The organism is Streptomyces sp. PKA51 (assembly GCF_057552455.1).
Window position 1 is genome coordinate 113,745 of record NZ_BAAJPZ010000012.1, and the last position, 24,562, is coordinate 138,306.

At 70.7% G+C, this 24,562-nt stretch carries 21 protein-coding genes and 1 pseudogene; 14 read left to right on the forward strand and 8 right to left on the reverse strand.

Annotation, left to right across the window (positions count from 1 at the left end; translation table 11 throughout):
* Positions 1 to 141 precede the first annotated feature (141 nt).
* The 7 genes and pseudogenes from AC27L3_RS19140 to pgi form a co-directional block, all read left to right on the forward strand.
* Positions 142 to 2,394: pseudogene (locus AC27L3_RS19140) on the forward strand (M14 family metallopeptidase); the annotation flags it as partial.
* Between the two features lie 265 nt (positions 2,395 to 2,659).
* Entirely contained in the window at positions 2,660 to 3,664 is a 1,005-nt protein-coding gene (gene gap / locus AC27L3_RS19145) for a type I glyceraldehyde-3-phosphate dehydrogenase (protein WP_487235255.1), read from the forward strand.
* A 116-nt stretch (positions 3,665 to 3,780) separates the two neighbouring features.
* Positions 3,781 to 4,992 carry a phosphoglycerate kinase gene (locus AC27L3_RS19150; RefSeq protein WP_487235256.1) on the forward strand — a complete coding sequence of 404 codons (1,212 nt, stop codon included), beginning with the start codon at positions 3,781 to 3,783 and terminating at the stop codon, positions 4,990 to 4,992.
* Positions 4,993 to 4,998: 6 nt separating this feature from the next.
* Positions 4,999 to 5,775, forward strand: a complete 777-nt coding sequence (gene tpiA / locus AC27L3_RS19155) for a triose-phosphate isomerase (RefSeq protein ID WP_487235257.1) — start codon at positions 4,999 to 5,001, stop codon at positions 5,773 to 5,775.
* A gap of 117 nt (positions 5,776 to 5,892) precedes the next feature.
* On the forward strand, positions 5,893 to 6,129 hold the full coding sequence (secG, locus tag AC27L3_RS19160; protein ID WP_487235258.1) for a preprotein translocase subunit SecG: 237 nt from the start codon (positions 5,893 to 5,895) through the stop codon (positions 6,127 to 6,129).
* A gap of 158 nt (positions 6,130 to 6,287) precedes the next feature.
* Complete coding sequence (locus tag AC27L3_RS19165; protein WP_003957010.1) at positions 6,288 to 6,623, forward strand: RNA polymerase-binding protein RbpA; 336 nt, start codon at positions 6,288 to 6,290, stop codon at positions 6,621 to 6,623.
* Positions 6,624 to 6,792: 169 nt separating this feature from the next.
* Positions 6,793 to 8,445 carry a glucose-6-phosphate isomerase gene (pgi, locus tag AC27L3_RS19170; protein WP_487235348.1) on the forward strand — a complete coding sequence of 551 codons (1,653 nt, stop codon included), beginning with the start codon at positions 6,793 to 6,795 and terminating at the stop codon, positions 8,443 to 8,445.
* Positions 8,446 to 8,512: 67 nt separating this feature from the next.
* On the opposite strand, the gene pgl is transcribed toward pgi, so the two are convergent.
* From pgl to tkt, 5 genes are read right to left on the reverse strand one after another with little or no spacing between them, the layout of a single operon-like run.
* On the reverse strand, positions 8,513 to 9,292 hold the full coding sequence (gene pgl, locus AC27L3_RS19175; RefSeq protein WP_487235259.1) for a 6-phosphogluconolactonase: 780 nt from the start codon (positions 9,290 to 9,292) through the stop codon (positions 8,513 to 8,515).
* A complete protein-coding gene (gene opcA, locus AC27L3_RS19180; protein ID WP_487235260.1) occupies positions 9,289 to 10,368 on the reverse strand; it encodes a glucose-6-phosphate dehydrogenase assembly protein OpcA in 1,080 nt (359 codons plus the stop codon). The genes pgl and opcA overlap by 4 nt, the downstream gene beginning before the upstream one ends.
* Positions 10,365 to 11,888, reverse strand: coding sequence for a glucose-6-phosphate dehydrogenase (zwf, locus tag AC27L3_RS19185; RefSeq protein ID WP_487235261.1), 1,524 nt, complete (start codon positions 11,886 to 11,888; stop codon positions 10,365 to 10,367). Before zwf ends, opcA begins: the two co-directional genes overlap by 4 nt.
* A 1-nt stretch (position 11,889) precedes the next feature.
* Positions 11,890 to 13,005: a transaldolase gene (tal, locus tag AC27L3_RS19190; RefSeq protein WP_487235262.1), complete on the reverse strand. Its 1,116-nt coding sequence runs from the start codon at positions 13,003 to 13,005 to the stop codon at positions 11,890 to 11,892.
* Between the two features lie 37 nt (positions 13,006 to 13,042).
* On the reverse strand, positions 13,043 to 15,124 hold the full coding sequence (gene tkt, locus AC27L3_RS19195) for a transketolase (RefSeq protein WP_487235263.1): 2,082 nt from the start codon (positions 15,122 to 15,124) through the stop codon (positions 13,043 to 13,045).
* A 476-nt stretch (positions 15,125 to 15,600) separates the two neighbouring features.
* Between tkt and AC27L3_RS19200 the strand changes: the two genes are divergently transcribed.
* The gene (locus AC27L3_RS19200; protein WP_344437015.1) at positions 15,601 to 16,545 is read left to right on the forward strand and encodes a heme o synthase; all 945 of its coding nucleotides are present in this window, start codon (positions 15,601 to 15,603) and stop codon (positions 16,543 to 16,545) included.
* A gap of 98 nt (positions 16,546 to 16,643) precedes the next feature.
* A complete protein-coding gene (locus tag AC27L3_RS19205; RefSeq protein ID WP_487235264.1) occupies positions 16,644 to 16,955 on the forward strand; it encodes a hypothetical protein in 312 nt (103 codons plus the stop codon).
* A 158-nt stretch (positions 16,956 to 17,113) separates the two neighbouring features.
* Here AC27L3_RS19205 and AC27L3_RS19210 read toward each other — a convergent pair whose 3' ends face one another.
* The 3 genes from AC27L3_RS19210 to AC27L3_RS19220 all read right to left on the reverse strand — a co-directional run bounded on the left by AC27L3_RS19210 (position 17,114) and on the right by AC27L3_RS19220 (position 19,860).
* Positions 17,114 to 18,100 carry a COX15/CtaA family protein gene (locus AC27L3_RS19210; protein WP_487235265.1) on the reverse strand — a complete coding sequence of 329 codons (987 nt, stop codon included), beginning with the start codon at positions 18,098 to 18,100 and terminating at the stop codon, positions 17,114 to 17,116.
* Between the two features lie 66 nt (positions 18,101 to 18,166).
* The gene (locus AC27L3_RS19215; protein ID WP_487235266.1) at positions 18,167 to 18,937 is read right to left on the reverse strand and encodes an ABC transporter permease; all 771 of its coding nucleotides are present in this window, start codon (positions 18,935 to 18,937) and stop codon (positions 18,167 to 18,169) included.
* Positions 18,934 to 19,860, reverse strand: coding sequence for an ABC transporter ATP-binding protein (locus tag AC27L3_RS19220; protein ID WP_487235267.1), 927 nt, complete (start codon positions 19,858 to 19,860; stop codon positions 18,934 to 18,936). Before AC27L3_RS19220 ends, AC27L3_RS19215 begins: the two co-directional genes overlap by 4 nt.
* A 136-nt stretch (positions 19,861 to 19,996) precedes the next feature.
* Here AC27L3_RS19220 and AC27L3_RS19225 point away from each other — a divergent pair, with 136 nt between their 5' ends.
* The 5 genes from AC27L3_RS19225 to sufC all read left to right on the forward strand — a co-directional run bounded on the left by AC27L3_RS19225 (position 19,997) and on the right by sufC (position 24,536).
* On the forward strand, positions 19,997 to 20,782 hold the full coding sequence (locus tag AC27L3_RS19225; protein WP_487235268.1) for a helix-turn-helix transcriptional regulator: 786 nt from the start codon (positions 19,997 to 19,999) through the stop codon (positions 20,780 to 20,782).
* Complete coding sequence (gene sufB / locus AC27L3_RS19230; protein WP_365964828.1) at positions 20,779 to 22,200, forward strand: Fe-S cluster assembly protein SufB; 1,422 nt, start codon at positions 20,779 to 20,781, stop codon at positions 22,198 to 22,200. Before AC27L3_RS19225 ends, sufB begins: the two co-directional genes overlap by 4 nt.
* 65 nt (positions 22,201 to 22,265) lie before the next feature.
* A complete protein-coding gene (gene sufD / locus AC27L3_RS19235; protein ID WP_487235269.1) occupies positions 22,266 to 23,447 on the forward strand; it encodes a Fe-S cluster assembly protein SufD in 1,182 nt (393 codons plus the stop codon).
* Positions 23,444 to 23,764 (forward strand): non-heme iron oxygenase ferredoxin subunit, encoded by a 321-nt coding sequence (locus tag AC27L3_RS19240; protein ID WP_344437005.1) that lies wholly within the window; start codon positions 23,444 to 23,446, stop codon positions 23,762 to 23,764. The genes sufD and AC27L3_RS19240 overlap by 4 nt, the downstream gene beginning before the upstream one ends.
* Positions 23,765 to 23,771: 7 nt before the next feature.
* Entirely contained in the window at positions 23,772 to 24,536 is a 765-nt protein-coding gene (gene sufC / locus AC27L3_RS19245; RefSeq protein ID WP_487235270.1) for a Fe-S cluster assembly ATPase SufC, read from the forward strand.
* Positions 24,537 to 24,562: the final 26 nt, after the last annotated feature.

A 24,562-nucleotide genomic window follows, 5' to 3' on the forward strand; every position in this document is an offset into this window, starting at 1 on the left:
GTCACCCCTGTGGTGGCGGGGGCGCCGCGCTGTGCGCGGAGACCCGGGGGGAGGGGCGCAAAAGGCATCGTTGACATGATCATGATCTCGCCAAGAGCCTGACCCCCGAACCCCAGTGGCCCACAACGACAAGGGGGGCACATGAGACGCACGACCGGAACGGTCGTCACCGTGGCCGCGCTGTTATTCGGCGGCCTCACGGCAACACCCTCGGCCCACGCCCGCAGCGCCGCACCCGGCGCGGCCGCCGAGAGCATGGCGGTGTGGACCGCCGACGTCACCGCCGCACAGGTCCCGCTGCTGCTGCGCGCCGGCGTCGACGGCCACGAGCTGGGCGAGCGCGTCCCCGATGGGAAGACGAAGGCCGTCGAGCTGTACCTCACCCCGTCCCAGGCCCGTGCGCTCGGGCAGCAGGGCATCGACGTCAAGGAGAAGCGCACCTCCGACGCCGCCCGCAAGCGCCTGACGGCGCAAGGGGACGGCGTCTTCCGCCCGTACAGCGGAAAGAACGGCCTGCAGCAGGAGATCCGGGACACCGCCCGCGCCCACCCGGCGCTCACCAAGGTCGTCAGCATCGGCAGGACCGTGCGCGGCCAGGACATCCTCGCCGTCAAGGTCTCCAAGGACGCCGGCCGCACCCCCGACGGCACCCGGCCCGCCGTGCTGTACATGTCCAACCAGCACGCCCGGGAGCGGATCACCCCGGAGATGAACCGGCGGCTGCTGCACCACGTCCTCGACGGCTACGGCAAGGACGCCCGCGTCACCCGCCTCGTCGACCGCACCGAACTGTGGTTCCTGCTGTCCGCCAACCCCGACGGCTACGACTACACCTTCCAGAGCCCCGCCACCCGCCTGTGGCGCAAGAACCTGCGCGACAACGACGGCGACGGGAGGATCGCCCCCGGCGACGGCGTCGACCTCAACCGCAACTTCCCCTACAAGTGGGGCTACGACAACGACGGTTCCTCCCCGCGCCCGGCGTCCGAGACCTACCGGGGCCCGGCCCCGGCCTCCGAGCCCGAGACCCGCGCGCTGGACGCCTTCGAAAAGCGCCACGACTTCGTCTACGCCGTCAACTACCACTCCGCGGCCGAACTGCTGCTCTACGGCGTCGGCTGGCAGGAGGCCACCCCCACCCCCGACGACGTCGCCTACCGGGCCCTGGCCGGCACCCCGGGGAACTCCGCGATCCCCGGCTACCGCCCGCAGCTGTCCTCCGAGCTCTACACCACCAACGGCGAGGCCGACGGCCACGCGGCGAACGTCAACGGCACGATGATGTTCACCCCCGAGATGTCGACCTGCGCGACCGCGTCGAAGGCCGACACCACCGGCCGCTGGAACCCCAAGGACTGCCCGTCGGTGTTCAACTTCCCCGACGACGAGAAGCTGATCCAGCGGGAGTTCACCAAGAACCTCCCCTTCGCCCTCGCCGTCGCCGAGAGCGCCACCCACCCCGACCGGCCCTCCTCCCCGGTCGGCCTGGCCGCCCCCGACTTCACCCCGCACACCTTCACCACGTCCTACGCCCACGACGGCCGGCAGACCGTCGCCGTCACCGCCCGCAGGAGCCTGACCGACACGCGCCTGAACTACCGCGTCGACGGCGGACCCGTGCGCAGCGCCCCGCTGCGCGCCTGGAACGGCGGCGACCGCTACGGCGGCGAGGACAACATCCGCTTCGACGAGTACCGCGCCACCGTCGAGGGCGCCCGTCCGGGCGCAAAGGTCACCGTGTGGTTCACCGGCCGCACCCACAAGGGCGGATCCGCGGCCGCCGAGCCCTTCACCTTCACCGTGGCCCGTACCGCGCCGCGCGCCGACACTCTCGTCGTCGCCGACGAGGGCGGCACCGCCGCGGCCCGCAACACCGCCGCGTACGTGAAGGCGCTCGCCGACAACGGACGCGAGGCGGCCGTGTGGGACGTCGCCACCCAGGGCGCGCCGCCCGCGCTGGGCGTCCTCGGCCACTACGACACCGTCCTGTGGTACGCCACCGGCCGCCCCGACGGAGCCACCCTGCTGGCCGTGCGCGACTTCCTCAACGAGGGCGGCAAGCTGATCACCGCGGGCGTCCGGGCGGGCAGCAGCACCCGGGTCGCCGGCGTGGAGAGCGACGACTTCGCCCGCTTCTACCTGGGGGCCGGCGCGCACACCGCGCAGGCCCGGCCCGGCCGCTTCACCGGTGCGGGTGAGCTCGCGGGGACCACGGCGCAGCTCGGACCGCTCGCCTGGGCCGGCGCCTTCAGCCCGCTGTCCGAGCAGCTGCCGCCGGAGACCTTCCCGCAGTTCCGCAGCGCCGCCGCCGGCGCCTACACCCCCGCGTCGATCACACAGGGTGACGGAAAGGCGGCGCCGGTGCCGTCCGCGGCCGCCGTCACGACGCGGGACACGGTGCTGTTCGGCTTCGGTCTGGAGCACGTCGCGGACCCCCGCGAGAGGGCTGCGCTGACCGGTGGAGCCCTGCGCGCGATCGGCGGATGAAACCCCTTGTTCCGCCCACCTGAGCAGGCCCTCTTTCACCTGCGAGGGGGCCGGACGGGCCCGCGCGGCCAATGTCACGTACCTCCCTTCTTAGAGGTAGGGTCGGTGGTGGTCGGGGACATCCCATACAGCCGCCGGGGACAGCCCGGCACACCAACGAGGAGATCGGTTCGTGACGATCCGCGTAGGCATCAACGGCTTTGGCCGTATCGGTCGTAACTACTTCCGTGCGCTCCTGGAGCAGGGTGCGGACATCGAGATCGTCGGTGTCAACGACCTGACCGACAACGCCACCCTGGTGCACCTGCTGAAGTACGACTCCATCCTGGGTCGTCTCCAGCACGAGGTCAGCCACACCGACGACACGATCACCGTCGGCAACATGACCTTCAAGACGATGGCCGAGCGGGACCCGGCCGCCCTCCCCTGGGGCGAGCTCGGTGCCGACATCGTCATCGAGTCCACCGGCATCTTCACCAAGCGCGAGGACGCCGCCAAGCACCTCGCCGCCGGTGCCAAGAAGGTCCTGATCTCCGCGCCCGCCTCCAACGAGGACATCACCATCGTGATGGGCGTCAACCAGGACAAGTACGACGCGGCCAACCACCACGTCATCTCCAACGCCTCCTGCACCACCAACTGCGTGGCGCCGATGGCGAAGGTGCTGGACGAGAGCTTCGGCATCGTCAAGGGCCTGATGACGACGGTCCACGCGTACACCAACGACCAGCGCATCCTCGACTTCCCGCACAAGGACCTGCGCCGCGCCCGCGCCGCCGCGGAGAACATCATCCCGACCTCGACCGGTGCCGCCAAGGCCACCGCCCTGGTCCTGCCGCAGCTCAAGGGCAAGCTGGACGGCATGGCCATGCGCGTCCCGGTCCCCACCGGCTCCGTGACCGACCTGGTCGTCGAGCTGGAGCGCGAGGTCACCAAGGACGAGATCAACACCGCCTTCCAGAAGGCCGCAGAGGGCCAGCTGAAGGGCATCCTCGAGTACACCGAGGACCCGATCGTCTCCGCGGACATCGTCAACTGGCCGGCGTCCTGCACCTTCGACGCCTCGCTGACGATGGCGCAGGGCAAGCAGGTCAAGATCATCGGCTGGTACGACAACGAGTGGGGTTACTCCAACCGCCTGGTGGACCTCACCGTCTTCGTCGGCGGCCAGCTCTGATCTCCGCCTGATCCCTCAGGCGCCGAGATGGTAAGGACGGGGCTCGTACGACGCGATGACGCGTCGTCCGGGCCCCGTTCCATGGCTGTTCCTTACCGAAGTCACGGAGTCACTGCATGAAGACGATCGACGATCTCATCCGGGACGGCGTCGAAGGCAAGCGAGTCTTCGTCCGCGCCGACCTGAACGTGCCCCTGGAGGGCACCGTCATCACCGACGACGGCCGCATCCGCGCCGTCGCGCCGACGATCGCCAAGCTGGCCGAGGCCGGCGCCAAGGTGATCGTCGCCTCCCACCTGGGCCGTCCCAAGGGCGCCCCGGACCCCGCGTTCTCCCTGGCCCCGGTCTCCGGCCGGCTCGGCGAGATCCTGGGCCGCCCCGTCGCATTCGCCACCGACACCGTGGGCGACAGCGCGAAGGCCACCGTCGCCGGTCTCGGCGACGGCGAGGTCACGCTGCTGGAGAACCTGCGGTTCAATGCGGGCGAGACCAGCAAGGACGACGCCGAGCGCGGTGCCTTCGCCGACGCCCTCGCCTCGCTCGCCGACCTCTACGTCGGTGACGGCTTCGGCGCCGTGCACCGCAAGCACGCCTCCGTCTTCGATCTCCCCGCGCGCCTGCCGCACGCGGCCGGCGGCCTGATCGCGGCCGAGGTCGGCGTGCTGAAGAAGCTCACCGAGGAGGTGCAGCGCCCGTACGTCGTCGTCCTGGGCGGCGCCAAGGTCTCCGACAAGCTGGGCGTCATCGACAACCTGCTGAAGAAGGCCGACCGCATCCTCATCGGCGGCGGCATGTCGTACACCTTCCTGGCCGCCAAGGGCCACGAGGTGGGCATCTCGCTGCTGCAGGAGGACCAGAAGGCCACCTGCCTGGCCTACCTGGCGGAGGCGGAGAAGCGCGGCGTGGAGTTCGTCCTGCCCGTCGACGTCCTGGTCTCGGCGGACTTCCCGGACCTCAAGGGCAAGACCCCGGCCGACTACGAGGTCGTCGCCACCGACGCCATCCCGGCCGACAAGGAGGGCCTGGACATCGGCCCGAAGACGCGTGAGCTGTACGCGTCCAAGCTCGCCGATGCCGGCACCGTCTTCTGGAACGGCCCGATGGGCGTCTTCGAGCACCCCGACTACGCGAACGGCACGAAGGCCGTCGCCCAGGCCCTGGTGGACACGGACGGCTTCACCGTCGTCGGCGGCGGCGACTCGGCCGCGGCCGTGCGCATCCTGGGCTTCGACGAGAACGCTTTCGGCCACATCTCGACCGGCGGCGGCGCCAGCCTCGAGTACCTCGAGGGCAAGACGCTCCCCGGCCTCGCCGCACTGGAGGACTGAACCACCGTGACCGCACGCACCCCGCTGATGGCGGGCAACTGGAAGATGAACCTCAACCACCTCGAGGCCATCGCCCATGTCCAGAAGCTCGCCTTCTCCCTCGCCGACAAGGACTACGACCGCGTCGAGGTCGCCGTCCTGCCGCCCTTCACCGACCTGCGCTCGGTGCAGACGCTGGTGGACGGCGACAAGCTGCAGATCAAGTACGGCGCCCAGGACATCTCGGCGCACGACTCCGGCGCCTACACCGGCGAGATCTCCGGCGCCATGCTCGCCAAGCTCAAGTGCACCTTCGTCACCGTCGGGCACTCCGAGCGCCGCCAGTACCACGGCGAGACCGACGAGATCTGCAACGCCAAGGTCAAGGCCGCCTTCCGGCACGGCCTGACCCCGATCCTGTGCGTCGGCGAGGGCCTGGACGTCCGCAAGGCCGGCAACCAGGTCGCCCACACCCTCGCCCAGGTCGACGGCGGCCTGAAGGACGTCCCGGCCGAGCAGGCCGCCACGGTCGTGATCGCCTACGAGCCGGTGTGGGCCATCGGCACCGGCGAGGTCGCCACGCCCGAGGACGCCCAGGAGGTCTGCGGGGCCATCCGCGGCCGCCTGGCCGAGCTCTACGACCAGGAGCTGGCCGACAAGGTCCGCATCCAGTACGGCGGCTCGGTCAAGTCCGGCAACATCGCCGCGATCATGGCCCAGCCCGACGTCGACGGTGCCCTGATCGGCGGCGCCTCGCTGGACGCCGACGAATTCGTCAAGATCGTCCGCTTCGGCGATCAGTAGCGGCTATGACGACGGGTGCTCCCCGTCGTACCCTGTCGGGGCCGGGACCGGCACGAATGCCGGTCGCCGGCCCCGCAGCACTTTCCATTCAGTCAGTCCGAGAGAGTTGGTCCAGCCGTGGTCATCGGGTTCTCGATCGCCCTCATCGTCTTCAGCGTGCTGCTGATGATGCTGGTGCTCATGCACAAGGGGAAGGGCGGCGGCCTGTCCGACATGTTCGGTGGCGGCATGCAGTCCTCCGTCGGCGGATCCTCGGTCGCCGAGCGGAACCTCGACCGGATCACCATCGTGATCGGTCTGCTGTGGTTCGCGTGCATCATTGCGCTCGGCGTCCTGATGAAGCTCGACAACTGACGCGTCGTCGTCACCGCGGCCTATGATGGGGCTGCGTTCTTCGTGGCCGGGCTGTAACTCCTGCCACTGGACGCGCGTTGGGCCTTACGTAGACTGAGGCGCCCGCAGCGGAGCCGACCACCTGGCTCCGCGGCACCATCACGCAGGGAGTTACGACCGTGGCAAGTGGCAACGCGATCCGAGGAAGCCGGGTCGGGGCGGGGCCGATGGGCGAGGCCGAGCGGGGCGAATCCGCACCGCGCCTGCGCATCTCCTTCTGGTGCTCGAACGGGCACGAGACGCAGCCCAGCTTCGCCAGCGACGCCCAGGTGCCCGACACCTGGGACTGCCCCCGCTGTGGCTTCCCCGCCGGCCAGGACCGGGACAACCCGCCGGACCCGCCGCGCACCGAGCCCTACAAGACCCATCTGGCCTACGTCCGCGAGCGGCGCAGCGACGCCGACGGCGAGGCCATCCTCGCCGAGGCGCTCGCCAAGCTGCGCGGGGAGATCTGAGGCCGGCTCACCCGGACGGACGCACAGCGGCCCGGTCGCACACCCCACACGGTGTGCGACCGGGCCGCTGTGCTGTGCGCTGCGCGGTGCACGTGCGAGGAATCGACGGCAGATCAATTAGGTTGGAAACGGCGGGGACCAACCGAGTAGAAGTGGGCTGATGTCCGAGATGAACGCACAGGGCCGCACCAGGCCGGACCGCACCCGCGAGTGGCAGGCACTGGCCAAGCACCGCGCCGAGCTGGGGGAGGTGCACCTGCGTCAGTTGTTCGCGGACGATCCGCGGCGCGCCGAGAGGTACGCCCTGACCGTCGGCGACCTGTACCTCGACTACTCCAAGCACCTCGTGACCGACGAGACCCTCACCCTGCTGCGCGAGCTGGCCGCCGCGATGGACGTGGCCGGCCTGCGCGACGCGATGTTCCGCGGCGAGAAGATCAACACCACCGAGGGCCGCGCGGTGCTCCACACCGCCCTCCGCGCCCCCGAGTCCGCCGTCGTCGAGGTCGACGGGGAGAACGTCGTCCCCGCCGTGCACGCCGTGCTGCGCAAGATGCAGGTCTTCACCGACCGCATCCTTTCGGGTGACTGGAAGGGTTACACCGGCAAGCGCATCCGCAACATCGTCAACATCGGTATCGGCGGCTCCGACCTCGGCCCGGCCATGGCGTACGAGGCGCTGCGCCCCTACACCCACCGCGACCTCACCTTCCGCTTCGTCAGCAACGTCGACGGCGCGGACCTGCACGAGGCCGTGCGCGACCTGGACGCCGCCGAGACGCTGTTCATCGTGGCCTCCAAGACCTTCACCACGATCGAGACCATCACCAACGCCACCTCCGCGCGCAACTGGCTGCTCGACCGGCTGGGCGTCGGCGAGGAGGCGGTGGCCAAGCACTTCGTCGCGCTGTCGACGAACGCCGAGAAGGTCGCCGAATTCGGCATCGACACCGCCAACATGTTCGAGTTCTGGGACTGGGTCGGCGGCCGCTACTCCTTCGACTCCGCCATCGGCCTCTCCCTGATGATCGCCATCGGCCCCGACCGCTTCCGCGAGATGCTGGCCGGCTTCCACCTCGTCGACGAGCACTTCCGCACCGCGCCCTTCGAGGAGAACGCCCCCGTCCTGCTGGGCCTGCTGGGCATCTGGTACGGCAACTTCCACGGCGCGCAGTCGCACGCGGTGCTGCCCTACAGCCACTACCTGTCGAAGTTCTCGGCCTACCTGCAGCAGCTCGACATGGAGTCCAACGGCAAGTCCGTCGACCGCGAGGGGACGCCCGTCACCTGGCAGACCGGGCCGGTCGTGTGGGGCACGCCCGGCACCAACGGGCAGCACGCGTACTACCAGTTGATCCACCAGGGCACCGAACTCATCCCCGCCGACCTGCTGGGCTTCGCCCGGCCCGTCGACGAACTGGAGCCGCGGCTCGCCGCCCAGCACGACCTGCTGATGGCCAACCTCTTCGCCCAGGGCCAGGCGCTCGCCTTCGGCAAGACGGCCGAGGAGGTCCGGGCCGAGGGCGTACCGGCCGAACTGGTGCCGCACAAGACGTTCCGGGGCAACCACCCGACGACGACGATCCTGGCGAACGAGCTCAGCCCGTCGGTGCTCGGGCAGCTGATCGCACTGTACGAGCACAAGGTGTTCGTGCAGGGAGCGATCTGGAACATCGACTCCTTCGACCAGTGGGGGGTCGAGCTGGGCAAGGTCCTCGCGAAGCGGGTCGAGCCGGCGCTGACGGAGGGCGCGGCGGTGCCGGGCCTCGACGCATCGACGGCGACGCTGGTCGCCCGCTACCGCACGGTGCGGGGCCGCTGACGCACGCACACACAACGCCGGGCGGGCTGCATCGCAGCCCGCCCGGCGTTGTGTTCGTGCGTACCGGTTACGGCGACGCCGGGGGGTAGAGGTCGCGCGGGAGCCGGGAGGCCGCCGCCGCGTCCAGGAGCCACAGCGTGCGCCGCGTGCCGCGCGCTCCGGCGGCCGGGGCCTGGACCTCGCCGGCACCGGAGAGGGCCATGGCCACCGCCGTGGCCTTGTCCTCGCCGGCCGCCAGCAGCCAGACCTCCCGTGCCGCCCGGATCGCCGTCAGCGTCAGCGACACCCGCGTCGGCGGGGGCTTGGGCGATCCGTGGACGCCGATGACCGTGCGCTCGGTCTCCCGCACGCCCGGGTGTTCCGGGAAGAGGGAGGCCACGTGCGTGTCGGGGCCGACGCCCAGCAGCAGGACGTCGAACGCCGGTACGGGGCCGTGGTCCTCCGGCCGGGCCGCGGCGGCCAGTTCGGCCGCGTACGCCTCGGCCGCCGCGTCGGCGTCCTCGTGCGTGCCGTCCGGGGCCGGCATGAAGTGCACCCGGGCCGGGTCGAGGCCGACCCGGTCGAGGAGGGCCTCGCGCGCCTGGGTGTCGTTGCGCTCGGGGTCGCCCTCGGGCAGGAAGCGCTCGTCGCCCCACCACAGGTCGAGCCGGGACCAGTCGATCGCGTCCCGGGCGGGCGCGTCGGCGAGGGCCGCGAGGAGCGCGTTGCCGTTGCGCCCGCCGGTCAGGACGACGGAGGCGCAGCCGCGGGCGGCCTGGGCGTCCACGATCTTCGTGATCAGCCGGGCCGCCGCGGCCTTGGCCATCAGCTCCTTGTCGTGGTGGACGACGATCTGCGGGGTGCTCACTTGCCCGCCCGCTTCCTGGCCTGCTTCTTCGCCGCCGGCTGCTCCGCCTCGTTCGCCTCGTTCGCCTCGGTGGCTTCGGCCGGCTCGGCCGGCTGCTCCGGGGCGGCCGGCTCGCCGCCGCCCCCGGCGGGGGTCGCGGCGGGCAGCGGTTCGCCCAGGGCCTCGACGCCGTACTTGACCGCGGACTCGTAGATGAGGTCCGGGTCGAGCCGGCGCAGCTCCTCCGCGAGGAGGTCGGCGGTGTCGCGGCGCTTGAGCGCGACCGACCGGTCGGGCTGGCCGCGCATGGTGAGCTTGGCCAGGGAGCCGTCGGCGCGGTCGAGGGTGATGACGCCGTCCTTGGTCTCCATGCGCACGGCGGTCAGGCCGGGCCCCTCGGAGACGGTGCGCCGGGCGGTCACCCCGAGGCGGTCGGCCAGCCACATGGCCAGCAGTTCGCCGCTGGGGTTGTACGCCTCGCCCTCGACCTCGGCCGCGGTGATCTCGATGCCGGGCTGCTGGTCGAGCGCGGCGGCGAGGACCGAGCGCCACGGCGTGATGCGGGTCCAGGCCAGGTCGGTGTCGCCGGGGGTGTAGGTGGCGGCGCGGGTGGCGAGCTCGGCGACGGGGTCCTCGGCGGTGTAGGCGTCGGTGACCCGGCGCTGGCCGAGCGCGCCGAGGGGGTCCTTGGCGGGGTTGGCGGGGGAGCCCACCGGCCACCAGACGACGACGGGGGCGTCCGGCAGCAGCAGGGGCAGCACCACGGACTGCGCGTGGTCTATGACCTCGCCGTACAGCCGCAGCACCACCGTCTCGCCGGCGCCGGCGTCGCCGCCCACACGGACCTCGGCGTCCAGGCGGGCCTGGGCGCGGTCACGGGGCGAGCGGCTGACCCGCTTGATGACGACGAGCTTGCGCGACGGGTGCTCGCGGGACGCCTCGTTGGCGGCCTTGAGCGCGTCGTAGGCGTGCTCCTCGTCGGTGACGATGACCAGGGTGAGGACCATGCCGCTGGCCGGGGTGCCGATGGCGCGGCGGCCCTGGACCAGCGCATTGTTGATCTTGCTGGCCGTGGTGTCCGTAAGGTCGATCTTCATGGCCGACGCCAGCTCCGTCCGTCTCGTGCGAGCATCTCGTCCGCCTCGACCGGCCCCCAGGTGCCGGCCGGGTACTGCGCGGGCCTGCCGTGCTTCTCCCAGTACTCCTCGATGGGGTCGAGGATCTGCCAGGAGAGCTCGACCTCCTTCAGGCGCGGGAAGAGGTTGGACTCGCCGAGCAGGACGTCGAGGATCAGCCGCTCGTACGCCTCGGGGCTCGACTCGGTGAAGGACTCGCCGTAGGCGAAGTCCATCGAGACGTCCCGGACCTCCATCTGGGTGCCCGGTACCTTCGAGCCGAAGCGCACGGTGACGCCCTCGTCCGGCTGCACCCGGATCACCAGGGCGTTCTGCCCCAGCTCCTCGGTGGCGGTCTGGTCGAAGGGGGAGTAGGGGGCGCGCTGGAAGACGACCGCGATCTCGGTGACGCGGCGGCCCAGCCGCTTGCCGGTGCGCAGGTAGAAGGGGACGCCCGCCCAGCGGCGGTTGTCGATGTCCAGCTTGATCGCGGCATAGGTGTCGGTCTTGGAGTTGGGGTCGGTGCCCTCCTCCTCCAGGTAACCGACGACCTCCTCGCCGCCCTGCCAGCCGTGCGTGTACTGGCCGCGCACGGTCTCCTTGCCCAGGTCCTTCGGCAGCCTCACGGCGCTGAGCACCTTGGTCTTCTCGGCGGCCACCGCGTCGGCGTCGAAGGAGACGGGCTCCTCCATGGCCGTCAGTGCCAGCAGCTGCAGCAGGTGGTTCTGGATGACGTCGCGGGCGGCGCCGATGCCGTCGTAGTAGCCGGCGCGGCCGCCGATGCCGATGTCCTCGGCCATGGTGATCTGCACGTGGTCGACGTAGGACCGGTTCCAGATCGGCTCGAAGAGGGTGTTGGCGAAGCGCAGGGCCAGGATGTTCTGGACCGTCTCCTTGCCGAGGTAGTGGTCGATGCGGAAGACCGACTCGGCGGGGAAGACGTCGTGGACGATCCGGTTGAGCTCCTGGGCGCTGGCCAGGTCGTGGCCGAAGGGCTTCTCGATGACGGCGCGCCGCCAGGCGCCCTCCTGCTGCTCGGCCAGGCCGTGCTTCTTGAGCTGCTGGACGACCGTGGGGAAGAACTTCGGCGGCACCGAGAGGTAGAAGGCGAAGTTGCCGCCCGTGCCCTGGGCCGCGTCCAGCTCCTCTATGGTCGCCTTGAGGGTCTCGAAGGCGGTGTCGTCGTCGAAGTCGCCCTGGACGAACCGGCAGCCCTGCACCAGCTGCTGCCAGACCTCCTCGCGGAAGGGGGTGCGGGCGTGCTGCTTGACGGCCTCGTAGACGACCTCGGCGAAGTCCTCGTCCTCCCACTGCCGGCGGGCGAAGCCGATGAGGGAGAAGCCCGGCGGGAGCAGGCCGCGGTTGGCCAGGTCGTAAACGGCGGGCATCAGCTTTTTACGTGACAAATCACCCGTGACGCCGAAGATGACCAGGCCCGACGGCCCCGCGATGCGCGGGAGCCGTCGGTCCAGAGCGTCACGCAGCGGATTGCTGCTGCTCAATTCATGCCTCCGGTGCCAGGCGCTTGAGCTCCGCCTCGGTGGACTTCAGAAGGTCGTTCCAGGACTGCTCGAACTTGTCGACGCCCTCGTCCTCCAGGAGCTGGACGACCTCGTCGTACGAGACGCCCAGGCGGGCCAGCGCGTCGAGCTCGGCCTTGGCCTGCTCGTACGTGCCGCGCACCGTGTCACCGGTGATCTGCCCGTGGTCGCCGGTGGCCTGCAGGGTGGCCTCCGGCATGGTGTTGACCGTGTTGGGGGCGACCAGGTCGTCGACGTACAGCGTGTCCTTGTAGGCCGGGTCCTTCACACCGGTCGAGGCCCACAGCGGACGCTGCTTGTTGGCGCCGGCCTTCTCCAGCTCGGCCCAGCGGTCGGAGGAGAACACCTCCTCGTACGCCTGGTACGCCAGCCGGGCGTTGGCCAGGGCGGCCTTGCCGCGCAGCTCCTTGGCCTCGTCCGTGCCCAGTGCGTCCAGGCGCTTGTCGATCTCGGTGTCCACGCGGGAGACGAAGAAGGACGCGACCGAGTGGATCAGCGACAGGTCCAGGCCCGCGGCCTTGGCCTTCTCCAGACCGGTCAGGTAGGCGTCCATCACCGCGCGGTAGCGCTCGAGCGAGAAGATCAGCGTGACGTTGACGCTGATGCCCAGCCCGATGGTCTCGGCGATGGCCGGCAGGCCCGCCTTCGTCGCGGGGATCTTGATCAGGGTGTTGGGCCGGTCCACCAGCCAGGCCAGCTGCTTGGCCTCGGCCACGGTGGCGCGGGTCTTGTGCGCCAGGCGCGGGTCGACCTCGATGGAGACCCGGCCGTCACGGCCGCCGGTGGCCTCGAAGACCGGGCGCAGGATGTCGGCGGCGTCGCGGACGTCCGCCGTGGTGATCATGCGGATGGCCTCTTCGACGGTGACCTCACGGGCGGCGAGGTCGGCGAGCTGCTGCTCGTAGCCGTCGCCGCTGGAGATCGCCTTCTGGAAGATCGACGGGTTGGTCGTCACGCCCACCACGTGGCTCTGGTCGATGAGCTCGGCCAGGTTGCCGGACGTGATGCGCTTGCGGGACAGGTCGTCCAGCCAGATCGCGACGCCTTCGTCGGAGAGGCGCTTGAGTGCGTCTGTCATGGGGTCTGCATCTCCTAGCAGGTATGTGTACGAAGCGTCAGCGGCGGGCGGCGTCGGCGATCGACTCGCGGGCGGCCTCGACCACGGCCTCGGGGGTCAGGCCGAACTCGCGGTAGAGCACCTTGTAGTCGGCGGAGGCGCCGAAGTGCTCCAGCGAGACGATGCGGCCGGCGTCACCGACGTAGCGGTACCAGGTCAGACCCACACCGGCCTCCACGGCGACGCGGGCCTTGACGTCCGGCAGCAGCACGCCGTCCCGGTACGCCTGGTCCTGCTCCTCGAACCACTCGACGGACGGCATCGACACCACGCGGGTCGGCACGCCCTCGGCCTGCAGGGTCTCGCGGGCCTCGACGGCCAGCTGCACCTCGGAGCCGGTGGCGATCAGGATGACCTGCGGGCGGCCGCCCTCGGCCTCCAGCAGCACGTAGCCGCCCTTGGCCACGCCCTCGTTGGGCTCGTAGGTCGGCACGTTCTGGCGGGTGAGGGCCAGGCCGTGCGGGGCCGGCTTGGCGACATGGCGCTTCATGATCTCGCGCCAGGCGATCGCCGTCTCGTTGGCGTCGGCCGGACGGACCATGTTCAGGCCCGGGATGGCACGCAGCGCGGCCATGTGCTCGACCGGCTGGTGGGTCGGGCCGTCCTCGCCCAGGCCGATGGAGTCGTGCGTCCACACGTAGGTGACCGGCAGCTTCATCAGCGCGGCCAGACGCACGGCCGGGCGCATGTAGTCGGAGAACACCAGGAAGGTGCCGCCGTAGACGCGGGTGTTGCCGTGCAGCGCGATGCCGTTCATGGTCGAGCCCATGGCGTGCTCGCGGATGCCGAAGTGGATCGTGCGCCCGTACGGGTTCGCCTCCGGCAGCGGGTTGCCCACCGGGAGGAAGGACGACGACGGGTCGATCGTGGTGTTGTTCGAGCCGGCGAGGTCGGCGGAGCCGCCCCACAGCTCGGGCAGCACGCCGCCGAGCGCCTTGAGGACCTCACCGGAGGCCTTGCGGGTGGCGACGTCCTTGCCGGCCGGGAAGACGGGGATCGCCTTCTCCCAGCCGTCCGGGAGCTCGCCCGCGGCGATGCGGTCGAACTCGGCGGCGCGCTCCGGGTTGGCCTCGCGCCACTTGAGCAGCTGCTTCTCCCAGGTCGCACGGGCCTCGCGGCCGCGGTCGGCGGCCTTGCGGACGTGCTGGAGGACCTCGTCCTCGACCTGGAAGTGCTGCTCGGGGTCGAAGCCCATGACGCGCTTGGTCGCGGCGACCTCGGCCTCGCCCAGCGCCGAGCCGTGGGAGGCCTCGGTGTTCTGGGCGTTGGGGGCCGGCCAGGCGATGATCGTGCGGGCGGCGATGATCGACGGCCGCTCGGTCTCGGCCTTGGCCGCCTGGAACGCCGCGTACAGCGCCTGGACGTCGAAGTCGCCGTTGGCGGCCTGCTCGATGCGCTGGACGTGCCAGCCGTAGGCCTCGTAGCGCTTGAGGACGTCCTCCGAGAAGGCGGTCTCGGTGTCGCCCTCGATCGAGATGTGGTTGTCGTCGTACAGCGCGATCAGGTTGCCGAGCTTCTGGTGGCCGGCGAGCGAGGACGCCTCGGCCGAGATGCCCTCCTCCAGGTCGCCGTCGGAGACGATCGCCCAGACGGTGTGGTCGAACGGGGACTCGCCCTGCGGCGCCTCCGGGTCGAACAGACCGCGCTCGTAGCGCGCGGCCATCGCCATGCCCACGGCGTTGGCGATGCCCTGGCCCAGCGGGCCGGTGGTGGTCTCCACACCGCGGGTGTGACCGTGCTCCGGGTGGCCCGGGGTCTTGCTGTCCCAGGTGCGGAACGCCTTGAGGTCCGCCAGCTCCAGGCCGTACCCGGCCATGAACAGCTGGATGTACAGGGTCAGGCTGGTGTGGCCCGGGGAGAGGACGAACCGGTCGCGGCCGGTCCAGTCGGCGTCACTGGGGTCGTGGCGCATCAGCTTCTGGAACAGCAGGTAGGCCGCGGGCGCCAGGGACATCGCCGTGCCGGGATGGCCGTTGCCGACCTTCTGCACGGAGTCCATCGCCAGGACACGGGCGGTATCGACGGCCCTCTGGTCCAGTTCGGTCCATTCGAGGTCTGTGGTGGTCGGCTTCATGCTCACCCTCGGATCAGGGCTCCTCTCCACATGATCAATCTGCCGGGGGCGGTATGTTCCGCCACGACGCGGCGGACCCGAGCCTACCCCCGCCTGGACGCGCATCTTTTCGACGTACAGTCGGGCTCACCGGCACTCATTTGAGACGTGTCAAACGTGTCGGACGGCTCTCATGTGATCGGTACGGACCGCCGGGTCATCAGCGGGATCCTCGACCATTCGATCGCCGACCGGGGCAACCTCATCCTGATGTGAATCATTCCCGCCGCGGGGCACGGCGGGTCCTCCTCTCCAGCCTGCCGGGCGCAGCGCCCGCGCGCCTGTCGAGGGCGGCTGTTCCGGCCGGGCCCCGGGGGAAACACGACCCACCCCGGCGAAGGCCGTGCTACCCCCTGCGTCTAGAGTGGCGTAGTACGCGCAAGCCTTTACCCGGGATTCAGGCCCGGACGCGCTTGCTGGCCTTATCTCTGTCAGGGGTGTGCGTGACGGCCGTCGAATCCCGTCCTGCAGGGGTGCTCGTCGACGAGCGCCCCGCTCACCGGCCGTTGGGTGCCCGGGTCAAGGGCTTCGTGGCGCTGACGAAGCCGCGCGTCATCGAGCTGCTGCTGATGACGACGGTGCCGGTGATGTTCCTGGCGGCCCAGGGCGTGCCCGACCTGTGGCTGGTCCTGGCCACCTGCATCGGCGGCTACCTCTCCGCGGGCGGTGCCGGGGCGTACAACATGTACATCGACCGGGACATCGACGCGATGATGGACCGCACGTCCCAGCGTCCGCTCGTGACCGGCATGGTCTCCCCCCGTGAGTGCCTGGTCTTCGCCACCGCGCTGACCGTCGGCTCGACGGTGTGGTTCTGGTACCTGGTCAACCCCCTGTCGGCGATGCTCTCGCTCGGCGCCAACGCGTTCTACGTCATCGTCTACACGATGATCCTCAAGCGGCGTACGGCCCAGAACATCGTCTGGGGCGGCATCGCGGGCTGCCTGCCGGTGATCATCGGCTGGTCCGCGGTGAAGAACGAGGTCTCCTGGGCCTCCCTGATCCTCTTCCTGGTCATCTTCTTCTGGACGCCGCCGCACTACTGGCCGCTGTCGATGAAGGTCAAGGACGACTACGAGCGCGTCGGCGTGCCGATGCTGCCGGTCGTCGCGGGCAACAAGGCCGTGGCCAAGCAGATCGTCCTCTACAGCTGGGTGATGGTCGGCGTGTCGCTGCTGCTCACGCCCCTGGGCTACACCGGCTGGTTCTACACGCTGGTCGCCGTGGTGTGCGGCGCGCTGTGGCTGAAGGAGGCGCACGCACTGCAGGCGCGCGCCAAGGCGGGCGTCACCGGGCCCAAGCTCAAGGAAATGCGCCTGTTCCACTGGTCGATCACGTACGTGTCGCTGCTCTTCACGGCCGTGGCCATCGACCCCTTCCTGCGCTGACACGCACCGCGACGTCCCGACGACGGGCGCTTCGGGTGGCCAAGGCCACCCGAAGCGCCCGTCGCCGTATGGGGCTACTCGTCGGTAGCATCCTGGCCATGGCAGACAACAAGGCAGCAGCAAAGCTCGCCCGGCAGATCACCGCCTTCGCCAAGCAGCACGGCGGCAGCGCCGAGGGGCAGCTCGCGCACATCGGCCGCGGCACGACGCGCATCGCCCTGGTCGGGGCCGACGGACAGTGGGGCAACCTCGTCGCCCGCACGCACGAGACGGCGCGCGAGGCGGTCGAGCTGGCCGGGCTCACGCTGCGGGACGACTTCGACGGCGAGATGGCGGCGAAGGTGCGCACGGGCCCGTACGAGTGGAAGCGCATGGCGGGCCTGCAGATCGGCGGCCCGAGCAACGACTGAATCCGTTGCGGGGCACGCCAGAGCGCCCCGAAAGGGGCGCGGGGAACTGCGCGACAAGCCACGACGCGCCCGCAGACGGGGGCCGTGCTTCGCCCGTCGGCTGCAGGCCGTCAGTGGCCGATCGCGCAGTTCCCCGCGCCCCTTTCGGGGCGCGTCGTCTAGCGGCCTGCGGCCGCGACCGGGACGGCGGCGGCCTCGCCGGCAGGCGCCGGCACCGAGGGCGCCTCCCCCCGCGTCCGGAGCGACAGCGACACCCGCAGGGCCGCGATCCATACCAGGCACGAGCCGAACATGTGCGTGCCGACCACGATCTCGGGCGAGTCGTTGAAGTACTGCACGTACCCGACGACCCCCTGCAGCATCAGCACGACGAACAGCTCCGCCACCCGGCGCCGCGGCACCGCCGGCGCCCCCACGGCCCGCAGCACGAACCACAGGGCCACCGTCAGGCCGACGACGACGAAGACGAAGTCGACGTGCAGCTGGGTGATCTGGTGCCAGTCCAGCGGGATGCGGTGGACGTTCTTCTTGGCGTCGCCCGCGTGCCGGCCGGAGCCGGTCACCACGGTGCCGGCCACGATCAGCAGGGCGGTCGTCGCGACCAGGATCCAGCCGAGCTGCCGTACGGGGCGGGCCACCAGGTCGCGCGGCTCCTCGTCGCCCTCGTGGGAGCGGTGCCACATCACCACGGCGACCGTCAGCAGCGCCGTGGAGGCGAGGAAGTGCGCGGCGACGATGTACGGGTTGAGGCCCGTCAGTACGGTGATGCCGCCGATGATGCCGTTCGCGGCGATGATCCAGAACTGGATCCAGCCCAGCCGGGTGAGGCCCTGCCGGCGCGGCAGGTAGGCGCGCGCCGCCACGATCGCCACGCCGACGACGGCGCACAGCACGTACGTCAGCATGCGGTTGGTGAACTCGATGACGCCGTTGATGCCCATGGCGGGCGTGGGCGTCAGGCTGTCCTCCGTGCACGTCGGCCACGTCGGGCAGCCGAGGCCCGACTGGGTGAGCCGGACCGCGCCGCCGGTGACCACGATGACGACGGCCATGAGGACGGTGGCGAGCGCGGCGCGCCGGACGAAGCGGGCGGAGGGCTGCCAGCGGTCGGCGACGAGCTGGAGGGGGTTCAGCGTTTTCGGCACGCCAGTCATCGTACGGGGGCGTTTGTGCACGGATTCACGAGCCCCCCGCAGCGTGCCGCGCCCCCCTCACTCCCAGCGGAAGAACCGGCCCGCGGCGCCCAGCCCCAGCACGGCCCACGCCCCCAGGATGCCCAGGTCGGCCCAGGGCATGGCGGCGCCGTCGCGCAGCACGTCCCGCAGGCCGCCGGAGAGCGCGGAGATGGGCAGCAGGCCCAGGACGGACTGCACCGCGCCCGGGAACTTCTCCAGCGGCACGATCACCCCGCCGCCGACCAGCAGGAGCAGGAAGACCAGGTTGGCGGCGGCCAGGGTCGCCTCCGCCTTGAGCGTGCCGGCCATCAGCAGCCCCAGGCCGGAGAACGCGGCGGTGCCGAGCAGGAGCAGGGCCACGACGGCGAACGGGTTGCCGTGCGGCGACCAGCCCAGCGCAAAGGCGATCACGGTCAGCAGCGCCACCTGCAGCACCTCGGTGACCAGCACCGAGCACGTCTTCGCCGTCATCAGCGCCCAGCGCGGCAGCGGCGAGGCGCCCAGCCGCTTGAGCACGCCGTAGCGGCGCTCGAAGCCGGTGGCGATGGCCTGGCCGGTGAACGCGGTCGACATCACCGCGAGCGCCAGCACGCCGGGGGCGAGGAAGTCGACGGCCTTGCCCGTACCGGTGTCGACGATGTCGACGGAGCTGAAGAGCACCAGCAGGAGCGTGGGGATGACCACGGTCAGCAGCAGCTGTTCGCCGTTGCGCAGCAGCATCCGGGTTTCCAGGGCGGCCTGCGCGCGGATCATCCGTCCCAGCGGCGCGGCGCCGGGGCGGGGGGTGAACGTACCGACGGCGGTCATCCGCGCAGCTCCTTGCCCGTAAGCTCCAGAAAAACGTCCTCGAGCGTGTGCCGCTCGACCGTTATGCGGTCCGGCATGACGCCGTGCTGGGCGCACCAGGCGGTGACCGTCGCCAGCAGTTGCGGGTCGACCGTGCCGCTCACGCGGTACGAGCCGGGGGTGGCCTCCGCGGCGGCGGAGCCGGTGGGCAGCGCCTTGAGCAGCGAGGCCAGGTCCAGGCCGGGCCGGCCGGTGAAGCGCAGGGTGTTCTCGGCGCCGCCCCGGCACAGCTTCTCGGGGCTGCCCTGGGCGACGACGCGGCCGCCGTCGACGATGGCGACGTCGTCGGCCAGCTGCTCGGCCTCGTCCATGTAGTGGGTGGACAGCAGGACCGTCACGCCGTCGGTGCGCAGCTCGCGCACCAGGTCCCAGGTGGCGCGGCGGGCCTGGGGGTCGAGGCCGGCGGTGGGCTCGTCGAGGAAGACGAGCTCGGGGCGGCCGACGACGGCCATGGCGAGGGACAGGCGCTGCTGCTGGCCACCGGAGAGCCGGCGGTAGTTCGTGCGGCCGCACTCGGCCAGGCCCAGGCGCTCGACGAGCGCGTCCACGTCCAGGGGGTGGGCGTGCAGGGCGGCGACGTGCCGCAGCATCTCGTGGGCGCGGGCGCCGGCGTAGATGCCGCCGCTCTGCAGCATCACGCCGACGCGGGGGCGCAGCCGGGCGGCGTCGGCGACCGGGTCCAGGCCCAGGACGCGTACGGTGCCGGCGTCGGGGCGGCGGTAGCCCTCGCAGGTCTCGATGGTGGTGGTCTTGCCGGCCCCGTTGGGGCCGAGGACGGCGGTGACGCCGCCGCGTGCGACGGTCAGGTCCAGTCCGTTCACCGCGGTCTTCGTCCCGTACCGCTTGACCAGGCCGTGGACCTCGACCGCGGGCTCTTCATGCATGCGGGAAGTCTACGGAGCCCGGGCCCGGACGGACCCCGCCGGGGTCGGCGGTTAGGTAACCCTAAGTGATCAAAGCCACCGTTCCGTGATCCTCCGGCGCTTGTCGGGCTTCGGGCAATTACGCAACAATGGTGTTGTGAAATACGCGGGCGAGGCACCGGAGGCTCCCGCGGCCGGCCAGGCCGCCGGGCCGGAACCCGTCGTGCCCGCACCCGCGCGCGACGCCCGCGACCGCGACGAGCAGCGCGGCACGCGCAACCGCGTGGCCCGCTCCATCCTCGACCACGGCCCCTCCACCGCCGCCGAGCTGGCCGAGCGCCTGGAGCTCACCCAGGCGGCCGTGCGCCGGCACCTGGACACCCTCCTCGCCGAGGGGATCGTCGAGCCCCGCGAGAAGCGCGTCTACGGCGCCCGCGGCCGCGGCCGCCCCGCCAAGGTCTTCGCGCTCACCGACTGCGGCCGGGACGCCTTCGACCAGGCCTACGACCAGCTCGCCCGCGACGCCCTGCAGTGGATCGCCCAGGCCGCCGGCGGCGGGGAGGCGGGAGAGGCCGCGGTCGCGGCATTCGCCCGGGCCCGCATGGCCGCGCAGGCCGAGGCGTACCGCGAGCGCGTGCAGGCCGCACCCCCCGAGGAGCGCACCGAGGCCCTCGCCCGGGCATTGACCGCGGACGGGTACGCTGCTACGGCGCGCAGCGCACCGGTCGGCGAACAGCTCTGCCAGCACCACTGCCCGGTCGCCCACGTCGCCGAGCAGTTCCCGCAGCTGTGCGAGGCGGAGACCGAGGTCTTCTCCCGCCTGCTCGGGACCCATGTGCAACGTCTCGCCACCATCGCCCACGGCGACGGTGTGTGCACGACGTTCATCCCCAAGACGATCAACACCGCATCCACCAGCACGGCCGGGAGGAACCCCGCATGACTCTCCCCACGGAGACTGCCCACCCTGAGCTCGAGGGCCTGGGCACCTACGAATACGGCTGGGCCGACTCCGACGTGGCCGGTGCCGCCGCCCGGCGCGGCCTCTCCGAGGACGTCGTCCGCGACATCTCGGCCAAGAAGTCCGAGCCCGAGTGGATGCTCAAGCTCCGTCTGAAGGGCCTCAAGCTCTTCGGCAAGAAGCCCATGCCGACCTGGGGCTCCGACCTGTCGGGCATCGACTTCGACAACATCAAGTACTTCGTGCGCTCCACCGAGAAGGCCGCGGCCTCCTGGGAGGAGCTGCCGGAGGACATCAAGAACACCTACGACAAGCTGGGCATCCCCGAGGCGGAGAAGCAGCGCCTGGTCGCCGGTGTCGCCGCCCAGTACGAGTCCGAGGTCGTCTACCACCAGATCCGCGAGGACCTGGAGGAGCAGGGCGTCATCTTCCTGGACACCGACACCGCCCTGAAGGAGCACCCCGAGCTCTTCCAGGAGTACTTCGGCACGGTCATCCCGGCCGGTGACAACAAGTTCGCCGCGCTGAACACCGCCGTGTGGTCCGGTGGCTCCTTCATCTACGTCCCGCCGGGCGTCCACGTCGACATCCCGCTGCAGGCCTACTTCCGCATCAACACGGAGAACATGGGCCAGTTCGAGCGGACGCTGATCATCGTCGACGAGAACGCCTACGTGCACTACGTCGAGGGCTGCACCGCCCCGATCTACTCCTCCGACTCGCTGCACAGCGCCGTCGTGGAGATCATCGTCAAGAAGGGCGGGCGCTGCCGCTACACGACGATCCAGAACTGGTCGAACAACGTCTACAACCTGGTCACCAAGCGTGCCGTGGCCTACGAGGGCGCGACCATGGAGTGGGTCGACGGCAACATCGGCTCCAAGGTGACCATGAAGTACCCGGCCGTCTACCTGATGGGCGAGCACGCCAAGGGCGAGACGCTCTCCATCGCCTTCTCCGGCCAGGGCCAGCACCAGGACGCCGGCGCCAAGATGGTCCACATGGCGCCCAACACCTCCTCCAACATCGTCTCCAAGTCGGTGGCCCGGGGCGGCGGCCGCACCTCCTACCGCGGTCTGATCGAGATCGCCGAGGGCGCCCACGGCTCGAAGTCCAACGTGCTGTGCGACGCGCTGCTGGTCGACACCATCTCCCGGTCGGACACCTACCCCTACGTCGACGTCCGCGAGGACGACGTCTCCATGGGCCACGAGGCGACCGTCTCCAAGGTCAGTGAGGACCAGCTCTTCTACCTGATGAGCCGCGGCCTGTCCGAGGACGAGGCCATGGCGATGATCGTGCGCGGCTTCGTCGAGCCGATCGCCCGCGAGCTCCCCATGGAGTACGCGCTGGAGCTCAACCGGCTGATCGAGCTGCAGATGGAAGGCTCGGTCGGCTGACGCCACCGCCCTTTCCACACGACGCAGCGAAAACTTTGTGACAGGAAGAGAGCACGACGACAGCCATGGCTGACAACACTCCCGTCGGCAGCACCACCGACGGCGCCATCCAGGTGGGCGGGGCCGAGCAGCCCATCGAATCCCGCTTCTCCGCCCTCGCCTCCTACGACGTCGCCGACTTCCCCGTGCCGCACGGCCGGGAGGAGGAGTGGCGCTTCACCCCGCTCGCGCGCCTGCGCGGCCTGCACGACGGCACCGCGGTCGCCGACGGCGCCGGGGTCAAGGTCGAGGTGAGCGCCCCCCAGGGCGTGACCGTGGAGACCGTCGGCCGCGACGACGCCCGCCTCGGCCGCGCCGGCAAGCCCGTCGACCGGGTCGTCGCCCAGGCGTACAGCTCCTTCGAGAAGGCCTCGGTCGTCACCGTCCCCAAGGACACGCAGCTCACCGAGCCGGTGCGCATCAGCGCGCACGGCGAGGGCGGGGTCGCCTTCGGCCACCTGCAGGTCGAGGTCGGCGCCTTCGCCGAGGCCGTCGTGGTCATCGACCACACCGGTGACGCCACCCTGGCCGCCAACGTCGAGTACGTCATCGGCGACGGCGCCAAGCTCACCGTCGTCTCCGTCCAGGACTGGGCCGACACCGCCGTCCACGTCGCCCAGCACACCGCGCTGATCGGCCGCGACGCCTCCTTCAAGTCCGTGATCGTCACCTTCGGCGGCGACCTGGTGCGCCTGCACCCGCGGGTCGTCTACGGCGCCCCCGGCGGCGAGGCCGAGCTGTACGGCCTGTACTTCACCGACAACGGCCAGCACCAGGAGCACCGCCTCTTCGTCGACCACGACACCCCGCACTGCCGCAGCAACGTCGTCTTCAAGGGCGCGCTGCAGGGCAAGGACGCGCACGCGGTGTGGATCGGCGACGTCCTCATCCGCGCCGCGGCCGAGGGCACCGACACCTACGAGCTCAACCGCAACCTCGTCCTCACCGACGGCGCCCGCGTCGACTCGGTCCCCAACCTGGAGATCGAGACCGGCGAGATCGTCGGCGCCGGCCACGCCTCGGCCACCGGCCGCTTCGACGACGAGCAGCTGTTCTACCTGATGGCCCGTGGCATCCCCGAGCAGGAGGCCCGTCGCCTGGTCGTGCGCGGCTTCTTCGCCGAGCTCGTCCAGCAGATCGGCATCCCCGAGCTGGAGGAGCGCCTGATCGCGAAGATCGAGGAAGAGCTGGAGGCGTCGGTCGCATGAGCGAGTTCGTGAAGGTGGCCTCCCTGGCCGAGCTGGAGGAGGACACCCCCAAGCGGGTCGAGGTCGACGGCACCCCGGTGTCCCTCGTGCGCACCGAGGGCGAGGTGTTCGCGATCAACGACATCTGCTCGCACGCCAACGTCTCGCTCTCCGAGGGCGAGGTCGAGAACTGCCACATCGAGTGCTGGCTGCACGGCTCCAGCTTCGACCTGCGCACCGGCAAGCCCGACTGCCTCCCCGCGACGCAGCCCGTCCCCGTATACCCCGTCAAGATCGAAGGGGACGACGTGCTCGTCTCCGTCACCCAGGAGTCCTGAGTTCCCCATGGCAACGCTTGAGATCCACGACCTGCACGTCTCCGTCGAGGCCGAGAACGGCTCCCGGGAGATCCTCAAGGGCGTCGACCTGACCGTGAAGCAGGGCGAGACCCACGCCATCATGGGCCCCAACGGCTCCGGCAAGTCGACCCTGGCCTACTCGCTGGCCGGCCACCCCAAGTACACGATCACCGGTGGCACCGTCACCCTCGACGGCGAGGACGTCCTCGAGATGTCCGTCGACGAGCGGGCCCGCGCCGGCGTCTTCCTCGCCATGCAGTACCCGGTCGAGGTCCCCGGCGTCTCGGTCTCCAACTTCCTGCGCACCTCCGCCACCGCCGTCCGCGGCGAGGCCCCCAAGCTGCGTACCTGGGTGAAGGAGGTCAAGGAGGCCATGGCGCGTCTGCAGATGGACCCCGCCTTCGCCGAGCGCAACGTCAACGAGGGCTTCTCCGGCGGTGAGAAGAAGCGCCACGAGATCCTCCAGCTGGAGCTGCTCAAGCCGAAGCTGGCGATCCTCGACGAGACCGACTCCGGCCTGGACGTCGACGCCCTGCGCATCGTCTCCGAGGGCGTCAACCGGGTGCGCGAGACCGGTGAGGTCGGCACCCTGCTGATCACCCACTACACGCGCATCCTGCGCTACATCAAGCCCGACTTCGTGCACGTCTTCGCGGGCGGCCGCATCGTCGAGTCCGGCGGCGCCGAGCTCGCCGACAAGCTGGAGAACGAGGGCTACGAGGCGTACGTGAAGGGTGGCGTCTCCCTGTGAGCGACGCACGCGAGGCCACCGGCCTG

Coding starts and splice junctions, on each gene's coding strand:
- AC27L3_RS19150 (WP_487235256.1), top strand. CDS start 3,781: ATGAAGACGATCGACGATCTCATCCGGGACGGCGTCGAAGGCAAGCGA.
- pgi (WP_487235348.1), top strand. CDS start 6,793: ATGAACGCACAGGGCCGCACCAGGCCGGACCGCACCCGCGAGTGGCAG.
- opcA (WP_487235260.1), bottom strand. CDS start 10,368: ATGAAGATCGACCTTACGGACACCACGGCCAGCAAGATCAACAATGCG.
- tal (WP_487235262.1), bottom strand. CDS start 13,005: ATGACAGACGCACTCAAGCGCCTCTCCGACGAAGGCGTCGCGATCTGG.
- AC27L3_RS19205 (WP_487235264.1), top strand. CDS start 16,644: ATGGCAGACAACAAGGCAGCAGCAAAGCTCGCCCGGCAGATCACCGCC.
- AC27L3_RS19215 (WP_487235266.1), bottom strand. CDS start 18,937: ATGACCGCCGTCGGTACGTTCACCCCCCGCCCCGGCGCCGCGCCGCTG.
- AC27L3_RS19220 (WP_487235267.1), bottom strand. CDS start 19,860: ATGCATGAAGAGCCCGCGGTCGAGGTCCACGGCCTGGTCAAGCGGTAC.
- sufB (WP_365964828.1), top strand. CDS start 20,779: ATGACTCTCCCCACGGAGACTGCCCACCCTGAGCTCGAGGGCCTGGGC.
- sufD (WP_487235269.1), top strand. CDS start 22,266: ATGGCTGACAACACTCCCGTCGGCAGCACCACCGACGGCGCCATCCAG.
- AC27L3_RS19240 (WP_344437005.1), top strand. CDS start 23,444: ATGAGCGAGTTCGTGAAGGTGGCCTCCCTGGCCGAGCTGGAGGAGGAC.
- sufC (WP_487235270.1), top strand. CDS start 23,772: ATGGCAACGCTTGAGATCCACGACCTGCACGTCTCCGTCGAGGCCGAG.